The 12,283-nt window shown below is 49.7% G+C and carries 11 protein-coding genes; 9 read left to right on the top strand and 2 right to left on the bottom strand.

Annotated features, from left to right (window positions below):
* The first annotated feature begins 3 nt into the window (after positions 1 to 3).
* The 6 genes from NSQ73_RS24980 to NSQ73_RS24955 all read left to right on the top strand — a co-directional run bounded on the left by NSQ73_RS24980 (position 4) and on the right by NSQ73_RS24955 (position 8,584).
* The gene (locus NSQ73_RS24980; protein WP_340988586.1) at positions 4 to 1,632 is read left to right on the top strand and encodes a response regulator; all 1,629 of its coding nucleotides are present in this window, start codon (positions 4 to 6) and stop codon (positions 1,630 to 1,632) included.
* A 75-nt stretch (positions 1,633 to 1,707) separates the two neighbouring features.
* Positions 1,708 to 2,637, top strand: a complete 930-nt coding sequence (locus NSQ73_RS24975) for an ABC transporter permease (RefSeq protein ID WP_042134547.1) — start codon at positions 1,708 to 1,710, stop codon at positions 2,635 to 2,637.
* 12 nt (positions 2,638 to 2,649) lie between these two features.
* On the top strand, positions 2,650 to 3,528 hold the full coding sequence (locus NSQ73_RS24970) for a carbohydrate ABC transporter permease (RefSeq protein ID WP_076242447.1): 879 nt from the start codon (positions 2,650 to 2,652) through the stop codon (positions 3,526 to 3,528).
* Positions 3,529 to 3,611: 83 nt separating this feature from the next.
* Complete coding sequence (locus NSQ73_RS24965; protein WP_340988585.1) at positions 3,612 to 5,186, top strand: ABC transporter substrate-binding protein; 1,575 nt, start codon at positions 3,612 to 3,614, stop codon at positions 5,184 to 5,186.
* A 42-nt stretch (positions 5,187 to 5,228) separates the two neighbouring features.
* Entirely contained in the window at positions 5,229 to 6,950 is a 1,722-nt protein-coding gene (locus NSQ73_RS24960; protein ID WP_340988584.1) for a glycoside hydrolase family 66 protein, read from the top strand.
* Between the two features lie 5 nt (positions 6,951 to 6,955).
* Positions 6,956 to 8,584 carry a glycoside hydrolase family 13 protein gene (locus tag NSQ73_RS24955; protein ID WP_340988583.1) on the top strand — a complete coding sequence of 543 codons (1,629 nt, stop codon included), beginning with the start codon at positions 6,956 to 6,958 and terminating at the stop codon, positions 8,582 to 8,584.
* An 82-nt stretch (positions 8,585 to 8,666) separates the two neighbouring features.
* Here NSQ73_RS24955 and NSQ73_RS24950 read toward each other — a convergent pair whose 3' ends face one another.
* Entirely contained in the window at positions 8,667 to 9,341 is a 675-nt protein-coding gene (locus NSQ73_RS24950) for a PspA/IM30 family protein (RefSeq protein ID WP_340988582.1), read from the bottom strand.
* A gap of 48 nt (positions 9,342 to 9,389) precedes the next feature.
* A complete protein-coding gene (locus NSQ73_RS24945) occupies positions 9,390 to 9,605 on the bottom strand; it encodes a PspC domain-containing protein (protein ID WP_042211185.1) in 216 nt (71 codons plus the stop codon).
* A 303-nt stretch (positions 9,606 to 9,908) separates the two neighbouring features.
* Here NSQ73_RS24945 and NSQ73_RS24940 point away from each other — a divergent pair, with 303 nt between their 5' ends.
* From NSQ73_RS24940 to NSQ73_RS24930, 3 genes are all read left to right on the top strand, one after another.
* Positions 9,909 to 10,538, top strand: coding sequence for a YfbR-like 5'-deoxynucleotidase (locus NSQ73_RS24940; RefSeq protein WP_340988581.1), 630 nt, complete (start codon positions 9,909 to 9,911; stop codon positions 10,536 to 10,538).
* 147 nt (positions 10,539 to 10,685) lie between these two features.
* Positions 10,686 to 11,096: a flagellar basal body rod protein FlgB gene (flgB, locus tag NSQ73_RS24935; RefSeq protein ID WP_340988580.1), complete on the top strand. Its 411-nt coding sequence runs from the start codon at positions 10,686 to 10,688 to the stop codon at positions 11,094 to 11,096.
* 195 nt (positions 11,097 to 11,291) lie between these two features.
* Positions 11,292 to 12,068 carry a hypothetical protein gene (locus NSQ73_RS24930; RefSeq protein WP_340988579.1) on the top strand — a complete coding sequence of 259 codons (777 nt, stop codon included), beginning with the start codon at positions 11,292 to 11,294 and terminating at the stop codon, positions 12,066 to 12,068.
* Positions 12,069 to 12,283 lie beyond the last annotated feature (215 nt).

Genomic DNA, 12,283 nt, shown 5'->3' with positions numbered 1-12,283 from the left:
GCCATGCGATTATTGATTGTAGATGATGAACAATTCGCTGTGGAGGGGCTGCTCTACTGCTGCGACTGGAAGGCGTATGGAATTGATGAGGTCTTGACGGCGAACAGGGCCGACAAGGCCAGGGAGCTGCTGAATGATCACAGAATAGAATTGCTGATTTGCGATATTGAAATGCCCGATGAAGACGGACTTTCCCTGGTTGGCTGGGTGAGGGAGCACTCTCCCTGGACGGAATCGATTTTTCTGACCTGCCATTCCGAATTCTCCTATGCCAAGAAAGCTGTTAACCTCGGGAGCTTTGATTACTTGCTGAAGCCTGTTGACACGGATGAGCTGTTGTCTGCCGTATCGGGAATGATGGCTGCTATCCGCGAGAAGGAAGAGTATGAGTCCTATAACCAAATGTATCATAAGTATCTGAATCTGTGGCAACAAGAAAAGCCGAAGCGTGTGGAACGTTTCTGGCAGGATTTGTTGTCCCGCAGCATCCTGTCGTTCGGGGATTTCTTTGATAGGGAGCTGGCGGGTGCGGGGGTAGGGTTGAATCCTGAGGATCAGGTGCTCCCGATTCTGATCAGTATTGAGGAGTGGTCCAAACCGCTCAGCCCGCGTGATCAGGAAATCATGGAATATGCTGTGAAGAAAGCGGCGGAGGAATGTTTCACAGAAGAGCATCCGGGGGAGGCCGTCACCGATAAAAGCGGAGTTTTGTTCATTCTGCTGTATGCCGGAGGTGTGGAGGGAGACCATGCAGCTAAGAAGGTTAGCATTCAGCAGCTCACGGCCATAGGTAAACGTTTTATCAAAGCTTGCCAGGAGTTGTTCTACAGCATCGTTACCTGCTATGTCGGTTCGTTCAAACCCCTGCAGGAGCTGCCGGGAATGTGTGAAAGTCTAAAGATCATGGAGCGTGACAATATCTCCCGGACCCAATCCGTGCTTTTATACTTACCGCAGGACCAGATATTATTATCACCTGATTCTAATTCGGAGGATATCCTGCTGGATGATCTGATCTCTTATATGCTGAACGGCAAACGTGAGTCCGCTGTGCAGTTCATTCATAATCTGACAGCGAAGCTGGAAGCCAATCCTTGCTTTCAGGGAAGACATCTGGACGCATTGCATCAGGATACCCTGCAGATTATATACCACTTCCTGCAGGTTAGAGGAATCAATGCGGGAAGCATAGTCCTGTTTACAGACTGGACAACCGCTAGGATACGGGGACTGCTTCAATACAGGCATTGGGCGGAAGGGATCGTATCGGCGGTCATGGAGGCGGAATTCGAGCGGCAGGAGAAGGGCGGTGTGATTGAGCGGTCCATCCGCTACATTCAGCAGCATGTGGAGGAAGAGATCTCCAGGGCCAGTGTCGCTGATTATGTGGGCTTGAACCCGGCTTACCTCTCCAGGCTGTTCAAGAAAGAGACCGGCCAGATCCTTATCGATTTCCTGATTTCAGTGAAGCTGGACCGCACCCGCGAGCTTCTGGACACCACGGATATGCCGGTCAGCGCAATCGCGCAGCAGGTAGGCTACAGCAATTTCTCTCATTTTACCAAAATGTTCCGCAAGCAGTTCAACGTCAATCCACAGGAATACCGCAAGGTCACAAAACGAATAGACTAAGGTTATAAAAACGGCAGAGCAGCTGCAGGCAACTCCTTATAATGAAGCCATAACCCAATAAGAAGGTGTGGAACTATGGCTTCGGAAAGCAACTCAAAATGGAAAAGCATATGGAAGTACAGGGCCTTGGTCGTGCTGGCTCTGCCTGGTGTGCTGCTGATGCTGATCAATAACTACCTGCCCATGTTCGGTATTTTCCTGGCCTTCAAGGACCTGAATTATACGGCAGGAATATGGGGCAGCAAATGGATCGGACTGGACAACTTTAAGTTTCTGTTTGCTTCGAACGACGCTTGGCTGATCATCAGGAATACCTTGCTGTACAACCTTAGCTTCCTGATCATCAATACGATACTCGCTGTGATGCTGGCACTTCTCCTTAACGAGGTCAAAAATAAGTTCGCCTCCAAGTTCTTTCAGAGCACAGTAATCCTGCCCAATTTCATTTCCATGGTCATTGTCGGCTATATCGTCTATGGATTTCTGAATCCGGAGCTGGGATTCATCAACAGATTCATTCTGGAGCCCTTCGGGATAGATCCTAGAAACTGGTATGCGGAAGCAGAGCATTGGCCTTATATCCTGACCCTTGTTAACACCTGGAAGGGTGTGGGTTACTCGGCCGTCGTCTATCTGGCAGCCATTGTCGGAATAGATTCTGAATATTATGAAGCAGCCGTCATTGACGGGGCCACACGCTTGAAGCAAATGACGAAAATTACAATTCCGCTGATTGCACCGATCATTATCATCATGACACTGCTGGCGATCGGCCGGATATTTAACGCTGACTTCGGTCTGTTCTATCAGGCAACCATGGCCTCCGGCATGATCAAAGAGACAACGGATGTTATCGATACCTATGTATACAGGGCGTTAATGGTTACCGGTGATACGGGACTCGCCTCCTCGGCAGGGCTGCTGCAATCGGTGGTTGGCTTTACACTTGTCATTACTGTCAACCTGGCCGTCCGTAAATTCAGCAAAGAAAATGCTTTGTTCTAAAAGGAGAACACCATGGAGAAAAAACGAACCAATCCCTTTATCCTTATCGTCCTGTCATTGTTCAGTCTTGCCTGCCTGATCCCGTTCTGGCTTGTATTTATGATCTCGGTTGCTGATGAAGACTGGGTGACTGCGAATGGATACAGCTTCTGGCCCGGCAAATTCAGTCTTGTCGCATATCAGTATCTGTTTGAAGATGCCGGGAAAATATTGCGGGCTTACGGTGTGTCTGCCTCGGTAACGCTCATTGGAGTTGTCATCAGTCTGTTTGTGACTTCGGCCATGGCTTATGCATTGTCACGGAAAGAGTTTCCGCTTAGAGGTGCCCTGAGCTTCTACATCCTGATCACGATGCTGTTCTCGGGCGGCTTGCTGCCCTGGTATCTTGTCTACACCCGGTTCCTGCATGTTCAGGATACGCTGATGGCGCTTATCATTCCGGGTCTGATCGGCGGCTTCAACGTTATCATCATGCGGACCTTCTTCACGAACAGCATACCGCCTTCCCTGATTGATTCCTCTCAGATCGACGGGGCAGGTGAATTCCGGACATACTTTAGCATTATTCTGCCGCTGTCCTTGCCTGTAATGGCCACAATCGGGTTATTCACCACCGTATCCTACTGGAACGACTGGTTTACAAGCCTGGTCTTCATCCAGAATGAGAAGCTGTTCTCGCTGCAATATCTTTTGACCAAAACCTTAATGAACGCTTCGTTCCTGCAGACGATTGCCAATAAGGCTTACAGCTCAACCGCACAGGTCACAACGCCGCTTGAATCCATCCGGATGGCGATGGCGATGATTGCAATCGGACCGCTGGTGCTGGTATTCCCTTTCCTGCAGAAGTATTTCGTCAAAGGACTTACCGTAGGCGCTGTGAAAGGCTGATCCCGGTATATGACCGGATTAGTATAAGCAAGTTCAGAATGATGAGGAAGAATACAGAAGGATTCCAGGGAGGTCTACTATTTATGAAGTGGTTGAAAAAGAGTTCTGTTGTATTGACATCGCTTGTGCTGACTTCAGTTGTAGTAACCGGCTGCGGCGGAAATAATGGTGCGAATTCACCGGCGGGCACAGCCCAGCCTGGAGGCGCGGCCAGCTCCGAATTGAAGCCTTACGAAGTGGTAATGGTATTCCCCGATGCGCCGCAGAATGATAGTCAGCGGGTACAGGATGCGATGAATGATTATCTGGCAAAGGCCTATCCGGAGATGAACATGACGGTCAAGCTGAATCCCATCGACTGGGGCGCCTGGAGTGATAAAACGAACCTGATGATGGCCTCCGGCGACAAAATGGACCTGCTGTTCACAGCGGATTGGCTCGGGTTCCAGCAACAGGTAACCAAGGGAGGCTTGCTGCCGCTGGATGAGCTGCTCGCTAAATACGGCCCGGACATCGAAGCTGTAGAGAAGGACTATCATGGGCCGGCTAAACGCGGCGGCAAGCTATACGGTATTCATACCCACCAGGAGCTGGGCGGTGCACAAGGGGTCTACTTGAACAAAGAGCTTGTGGACAAATATAACTTTGATCTGACTGCACTGAAGTCTGGTAAAGTCGAGGATCTGGAGCCTATGCTTCAAACCATCAAGGAGAACGAACCGGGGATTACGCCTTTAGTGGCACCGAGCTTTCCTCTCGAAGCTTACTATTCCTCCACGAATCTGGATTCTATTGTGAGTATTGCAGCGATTAACACCGTGGGAACAGCGGCAGATGATTATACAGTCATCAATTCCTACACGACTCCGCGGTATCTGGAGCTTGCCAAGCTTACCAACAAATGGTACAAGGCAGGATACATTAACAAGGATGCACTGACACCTGGTCTGGACGCCTGGAAGAAGATTCAAGCGGGGAAAGGCTTCGCCTTTGTCTCTGATATGGATATTATCGCGGATATGGAGATCGGCACAGCAGCCTTATCACCGAATGGTTCGATTAAAGCGGGCCGTGAGATGCTGCAGGTTCCGCTTAATATTGACCGTTTGCAGACAGGCAAGATGACAGCAACCATGTATGCGATTGCAAAAAGCTCCGGAGATCCGGAACGTGCCATGATGCTGCTTAACCTGTTCTATAAGGACAAGGAATTGCTGACCCTCTTCAACTTCGGGATTGAGGGAACACATTATGTGCTCAAAGACGGACAAATTGCGCTGCCGGAAGGCAAAACTACAGATAATGTCGGCTACTATCACGATATTATGTGGCAGCTCGGCAATCAAATGCTCAACTATACCCGTGTAGGCGAGGATCCGAATAAATACCAGAACTACGAGAAGTTCAACGAACAGGTTTCTTCTAATCCTTCGCGGATCTTTGGATTTGTCTTCGATCCGGAGCCGGTAAAAAATGAATTGATCTCGATCGACAACGCCAACAAAACCTTTGTTGACGGTCTGAAGTCCGGCCAGCTCGATCCGGAAGAGTCCCTTCCTAAAATGCTGGAAAAACAAAAAGCGGCGGGAGCAGACAAAGTACTCGCGGAAGTACAAAAGCAGCTGGATGCCTGGCTGGCTGAAAACGGCAAGAAATAAGCGGAATGGCTAAGCTCAATCTACATGGAATGGAGTATTCATATGGACAATGGCGTATTGACGCATATAGATATATATCCAGATCAAGCCCAGTACAAAACCGGTCAATCCGGCAGCATTATCATTGAAGTGGAGACCCGGGAGAAAGCGGCTCTGCAGCTGGTTGTCGGCTTCTACAAGCTGGAGCAGCAGGTTGCTGAAGAAAGACTTAGCATCCGTACGGAACCAGGCTTGAGACAAAAAGTGCCTGTTCCCTTGTTCACTGAAGCTACAGAGTGGGCGGGTTATGGGGTCAAGGCTGCAGTTCTCTGCAATGAAGCTGTAGTCTCAACCGCCTATACCTCATACGATATTGCCGATCATTGGGGCCGGGCGCCGCGGTATGGATTTCTGAGCGATTTCCGGAGTGAAGAATCCGGAGACACCCGTGACGTCGACAGCATGAACAAATTCCACTTGAATGTCATACAGTTCTATGACTGGATGTACCGGCATGATGATCTGGTTCCAAAAGAGGATGAATTTATTGATCCGATGGGCCGGACGATGTCCTATAAGGTGGTCCGTGAAAAGGTCACAGCCGTACACGATAAAGGGATGGCGGCCCTGGCCTATGGAGCGGTATATGCAAGTCTTAAGGACTTCTTGCAGGCGCGTCCGGAATGGGGACTGTATAACCGCCAGGGAGAACCGTTTCAATTAATAGATCTGTTCTATATTATGGATATTACACCGGATTCGCCTTGGACCGATCATATTGTTGAACAGTTCCGTCAGGCCGTACAGGCCGGATTCGACGGAATTCATATGGATCAATACGGTTTTCCGAAGAAAGCTGTGCGCCGGATCGGGGGGAAAGAAGAACAGGTCGATTTGGCGGAATGTTATCCGGCACTGATCAACCGGACCCATGCGGCCGTAAAGGAAATCAAGGCAGAGGCCGGGGTTATTTTCAATAATGTGGGCAATTACCCTATCCACAAGACGGCTTCGGCGGATCAGGAGGCGCTTTATATTGAAGTATGGCCGCCTGTAGTCCGGTTGCGTGAGCTTAAAGGACTGATCGATCATGCGCGCTCACTGGACCCGCACAAGCCGGTGATCCTCTCCGCCTATCTGCCCTCCTTCTACCCGGAAGCCGGGCATGACAAGGAGTGGGCTGAGAACGGGGCGCTGCTGACGATGGCCTCCATATTCGCCAGCGGGGGATATCACCTCTTGCTGGGTGAGGATCATGGAATGCTGACGATGCCCTACTATCCCGATTATGCAGTGATGCGGCCTGAATTTGCCATTGAGGTCAGACGTTACTATGATTTCATCGTGCGTTTTGGAGTGCTGATACATGATGCGCAATTAGAAGATGTGTCTTATACCTATACCGCCGGGGTTAACACCGAGATTACCTTCGAAGGCAATGTGCCTTTTGCACCGAACGGAGATATTGATTCTGTCTGGACGATCATTAAGCGCAAGCCGGGTTATCAGATCCTGCAGCTGATTAATCTTGCCGGGCTTGAAGATGATTATTGGGAGCATGGCAAGAAACAGCGGCCTGAAGCTCAAAGTGGTGTAGTGTGCACACTATTAATCGAACAGCCGATTGAATGCATTTACACGGCCAGCCCGGATGATCAGGCCCAGGAAGTGATTGTCCTGGATTACGAGGTGGTTCCGCACGGGCAAGGACTTGCGGCCAGATTCACTTTGCCGTCCCTGCGCATCTGGTCCATGGTTGTAGTTAAATTTAGCATACAGGAGTGAATGGGTTGAACAATACGAAATGGTGGCAGACAGCTGTAATTTATCAGATATATCCCCGAAGCTTTCAAGACAGCGACGGGGATGGAATCGGCGATCTCCGGGGGATTATGAACAGGCTGGACTATCTGGAGCAGCTTGGCATTACCGCAATCTGGCTTAGTCCCGTATACAAATCACCCAATGACGATAACGGCTATGATATCAGCGATTACCAGGATATTATGACCGAATTCGGAACCATGAATGACATGGATGAATTAATTGAGAAGGCCAGGCAGCGCAATATCCGGATTATTATGGACCTGGTCGTCAACCATACCTCGGATGAGCACCCATGGTTCAGTGAAGCCCGTAAAGGAAGGGATAACCCGTACCGTGACTATTATATCTGGCGTGACCCGGTCAACGGCGGCGTTCCCAATTCCCTGCGTTCAACCTTCAGCGGATCGGCCTGGGAGCTTGACGAAGTCAGCGGCCAGTACTTTCTGCACTTATTCAGCCGCAGGCAGCCGGATCTGAACTGGGAGAACAGCAAGGTCCGTCAAGAGGTATGGGACATGATGAATTTCTGGCTGGATAAGGGCGTCGGCGGATTCCGCATGGACGTGATTGATCTGGTCGGCAAAATTCCCGATCAGGAGATCACAGGAAATGGTCCGAAGCTTCATGAATATCTGCAGGAGATGAACCGGGAGACCTTCGGAGCGCATGATGTTCTGACGGTGGGAGAGACCTGGGGGGCGACTCCGGAAGTAGCCAAGCTCTATTCCAATCCGGACCGCAAGGAGCTGTCGATGGTGTTCCAGTTCGAGCACATCGGTCTGGATCAGCAGGACGGGGGAGAGAAGTGGGATCTGAAGCCTCTGGATGTAAGCGAATTGAAGCAGGTGCTGGCGAAATGGCAGACCGAGCTGGGGAACGAGGGCTGGAACAGTCTATTCTGGAACAATCATGATTTGCCGAGAATTGTATCGCGCTGGGGCAATGATAAACAGTACCGTGTGCAGAGCGCCAAAATGTTCGCCATTCTTCTGCATTTGATGAAGGGCACGCCTTACATTTATCAGGGCGAGGAGCTCGGAATGACTAATTATCCTATTCAGGATATCAGCGAAGCGCAGGATATTGAGGCTATCAATATGTATCATGAACGGATCGGTCAAGGCTATGCCAAGGAAGCTATCATTCATTCCATTAATGCGAAGGGAAGAGATAATGCCCGGACCCCGATGCAATGGGATGTTACCCGTAATGCAGGATTTACAGCCGGAGAGCCATGGCTGCCTGTACATCCGAATTATAAGGAAATTAATATGGAGGCGAATCTGAAGGACCCGGATTCTGTGTTCCATTGCTACCGTAAGCTGATTGAACTGCGGAAGAACAACCCGATTGTGGTATGGGGTGATTTCGAACTGGTGACCGGCGTGCCGGATCAAGTGTTCATGTACTTCCGCCGCTATGAAGGACAGACCTGGCTGGTGACGGCCAACTTCAGCGGGGAGCCAATCACGCTGGAATTGCCGGAGCTGGGTCAGGCCGGATTCATCATCGGCAACTATTCCAGAGATGATGTGGACTTTAAGCAATTGCAATTACAGCCTTACGAAGCCTTTGCTGTCATACTCGCATAGACACCAAACAAGGATGCCAGCCCTTATGAAAAGGGAGGCATCCTTGTTGTCGTTGTTGTCTTGCTGACCTCACACCGTCAGCTTATTTGCGGTTACGCAGGCGCTCAAGCTCAGCCTCAACCGCGCTATTCAGCGGAGATTCAGGAGCGGCGGCAGCTGCTGCTGCCAGTCCGGATTGCTCAGCAAGGGCTTCCTGCATAGCAATCTTATCCTCCATCCGTTCGAAGCCGCGGGATGCGCTGCCGGCGTTCAAGACCTGGCCGCGATATCCGGCCGGGGAACCAGAGGCGCTTGCTTGAGCCGCCTGCTTAATCTCTGCCGCTTTGCGGGCGCGTTCAGCCAGCTCGGCTCTTTTGGCCTTGAGACGTTTATGCTCTTCCTTCACATTCGCCAGTTGAACCTCAAGCGAGGCGAGTGTGGCCTGAGTCTCCTGCAGTCCGGCTGTGCATTCCTGTCCGCTCTCCGTATAGCGCAGTTTAGCCATTACCGCAGCGCGTGCTGCCGGCTCATTGCCTTCGCTCATCGCTTGAACGGCTTCCGCCTCACTGCGCTCCGCAAGCACCTGATATTCATAGATGCGGCGCTCCAGCACACTGGCAGCGGCTTTGAATTCACGCTGTTTGCTCTCGGCATCGGTGATTTTATCCTCCAGATCCCGCAGATATTGTCCGGTAAGCAGCATCGGATCTTCCAGTTTGTTCAATCCCTCGTGGATAGCTGCTTTGGTTAATGTTGTGATTCTTTGGAATATACTCATGGTTATGATCTCCTTTTTAGTTGGGGTTGGGTATTCTGGAACGAGTGATTAATAATCGAAACCGTCAGTGAAGCCGCCATAGGATTCTTTGGGCACGATGACACTGCCGATGACATAGAGGACCAGGACGGTACCGAAGCTAAATACGGCAGCGGCGGCTACGAGCAATCTGACAAGGGTAGTGTCAACGTTCAGCCAGCGTGCCAATCCTCCGCATAAGCCTGTAAGTTTGCTGTCAGTTACGGAACGGTATAATTTTTTCATATGAAAATCTTCCTCTCTTATATGGTGATCGCCGGTTCGCGGCGTGTTCACTGCGTTGTCTATGTATGTATTGTACGAATTAATCCTGCGCAGCAAAACAGCCTGCAGACTGTTCTTTGTTCCCGACCTTAGTCGGGGATGCTGACCGCAATAGGGCGGGGAGAGGCCGGGAAAATACAGATGAATCATGGAATACACGGACTTTTTACACAAAGAGGTCTTGTTGTTCATCCGGGGTTAATACTGGAGGATTAAACTGTACTCTAGCGGAGCCTATCATTAACATACGGGAGGACTGGCCTCATGGGAATTCACAAGTATTTTCGCTCACTGAATGAACTGGAACGCATTATCCGCTGTCCGGGCAAATTCAAATTCGAGGAGCACAGCGTAGCGGCCCATTCCTGGAAGGTCGTACAATACGCCAAAACACTGGCAGATATTGAAGAGAAACACGGTGCGGTGATCGACTGGAAGAAGCTGTACGAGATTACGAGCAGCCATGATTACGGAGAGATTTTTATCGGGGACATCAAAACTCCGGTGAAGCACTCCTCACTCCAGCTAAGGTCGCTGATTCAGCAGGTCGAGGAGGGCATGATAGACAACTTCATCAAGGAGCATATCCCGGAAGAGTTCAAAAGCATCTTCTACCATCAGCTGCGCGAGGGCAAGGACGAGTCGATTGAAGGCTTGATTCTGGAGGTTGCCGACAAGATGGATCAGGTGTATGAAGCTTTTGCCGAGCTGCAAAGAGGGAACACGGAGAAGGAATTTGTGGTGATGTACCGCAATGCGCTGATCAAGATCAAGAACATTGAGCTGAGATGTGTGGATTACTTCCTGGCAGAAATCCTGCCGGATATGGTGAATGAAGAAACACTGTCCTCCATTGATATTAAAAGAATTACGGAAGAGGCGCTGGCTCTGTAGATGAGCTGTGGCTCTTTTTTCTTATACATAAATGGTTATGTGCCCGGCTGGACGCTGCTTTATATTTGGGTCATGGTATTGTAAGATAAAAGGGTATTATTTAAAATTCAAACTATACAGCTTGATTGACGGAGAAGGAGGTTCACTTTGATTCAGAGCAGCTCTTCAAAAATTAACGAATCCTTATTAAATGTACTCAATGTAAGGCACAGAGCGATAGCCGAGAATATAGCCAATGCAGACACCCCCAACTACAAGAAGAAAACCGTTGAGTTCCAGGAGGAACTCAGACGCGCTATCCAGAATGACACTCAGGATGACCTGGAAATAAAGCAGACCCATCACAAACATCTGCAGACCAAGGATGCTGGTGCTCCCTTAATCCCTTACCGCATGATTACGAACAACCATACGGCGATGAATAATAACGGCAATAATGTGGACATGGATATGGAAATGGCGAAGCTTGCGGAAAATCAGCTAATGTACAATTACGTGGCCGATCGGGTAAGCGGTCATTATTCCAAGATAAGAACGCTCATACAAGACCTTAAATAATTGTTACTTCAAAAAAGAGTCAGCTGCGCGAGATGCGGTTGTACTCTTTTTTTGCATTTTATATGAAAAAGACAGCAATAACGCAATAACGCATGATTCCAGCAACAGCATAAGTGGTTACCCTCCGGTAGTAGTGAAAGTGTGTTCAGAACAATAATGAAGGAGACGAATGTTACGGCAGGGAGACCGGCCGGAATGCTATGGTTAAGGAAAAATAAGGATGGTGTTTCGTTCTTGCAGTATTTCAATCTGATACCATTTTCAATTACACTAACCTGGTTTAGCTTGCTGCTCCTGATCGTGTGGGCGGTGGACTTCCTGCAGGGCGGCTCCCCGGTTCAGCTTCCGGCGGGCAGCCTCAGAGAGCGTACCAAATCCATACTGGCGGATATTCTTATCTTTACCGGGATTAACGGCTTGCTTCTGTACGTTCTTCATCCGCTGAGGAATCCTCTGCTTATTTCACTGGCTGCCGCAGGACTGCTCGTTACGTATTGTCTGACATCCGGTATGCGCAAGCAGAGTTCGCCTTACCGGCCTTGGATTCTGCTGATACATGTGCTGCTTGGCTTAAGCTTCTATCTGCTGTTCGGCATGCAGCTGATGAGTAAGCTCATTGTTACCTACAACCTGAATATGACGGATCAGTTCGATATCCTCTATTTCGTCTACGGGCAGGACCGGGCAGTAGTGTATGCGCTGCTGCTGGTCATGGTTACACTCTATTTCGTAATCGGCAAACTGCTGATGCGGCCGCTGTACAGCTGGTATGCCGCGAATTATTACCAGGCCTCCAGAATGAACATTAAGCTGACCGGGGGAGAGGTTCTAACCGGAGTGTATATGCTGCGGGATACGGATAGAAGGTTCGTGGCAGCGAGTGACAGCCTCAATCCGGGCCCGGACGATAAGCTCTACAGAATCAACCGGGAGAAAATAGAGTACATGGAGAGAGACGGCAGTGAACGTTGACTCAATCTACTAACATAAAGTGGCCCCTGGACCGTAATGACGGCCGGGGGCCGCTTTGCTGTGATCCTATCTGCTCATAAGCGAGTGCTGGATTACAATGGAATTACAGAGCATGGAGAAAAAAGGGGGAAATAATTATTGATTTTATAACATTATATGGTAAAAATACTTGACAGGCATATGCTACAATTTATTTATAGGTGATTATTATCAAA

Source organism: Paenibacillus sp. FSL R10-2736, from assembly GCF_038000245.1.
Classification (GTDB): Bacteria; Bacillota; Bacilli; order Paenibacillales; family Paenibacillaceae; genus Paenibacillus_AQ; species Paenibacillus_AQ phytohabitans.
Note: the sequence above shows the minus strand (reverse complement) of the source record. Positions and strands in the feature narration are given on the sequence as shown.

Excerpts from the sequence above, each read along its gene's own strand:
- NSQ73_RS24980 (WP_340988586.1), top strand. The coding sequence starts at position 4 with ATGCGATTATTGATTGTAGATGATGAACAATTCGCTGTGGAGGGGCTG.
- NSQ73_RS24975 (WP_042134547.1), top strand. The coding sequence starts at position 1,708 with ATGGCTTCGGAAAGCAACTCAAAATGGAAAAGCATATGGAAGTACAGG.
- NSQ73_RS24930 (WP_340988579.1), top strand. The coding sequence starts at position 11,292 with ATGCTATGGTTAAGGAAAAATAAGGATGGTGTTTCGTTCTTGCAGTAT.
- NSQ73_RS24965 (WP_340988585.1), top strand. The coding sequence starts at position 3,612 with ATGAAGTGGTTGAAAAAGAGTTCTGTTGTATTGACATCGCTTGTGCTG.
- NSQ73_RS24970 (WP_076242447.1), top strand. The coding sequence starts at position 2,650 with ATGGAGAAAAAACGAACCAATCCCTTTATCCTTATCGTCCTGTCATTG.
- NSQ73_RS24945 (WP_042211185.1), bottom strand. The coding sequence starts at position 9,605 with ATGAAAAAATTATACCGTTCCGTAACTGACAGCAAACTTACAGGCTTA.
- NSQ73_RS24940 (WP_340988581.1), top strand. The coding sequence starts at position 9,909 with ATGGGAATTCACAAGTATTTTCGCTCACTGAATGAACTGGAACGCATT.
- NSQ73_RS24950 (WP_340988582.1), bottom strand. The coding sequence starts at position 9,341 with ATGAGTATATTCCAAAGAATCACAACATTAACCAAAGCAGCTATCCAC.
- NSQ73_RS24960 (WP_340988584.1), top strand. The coding sequence starts at position 5,229 with ATGGACAATGGCGTATTGACGCATATAGATATATATCCAGATCAAGCC.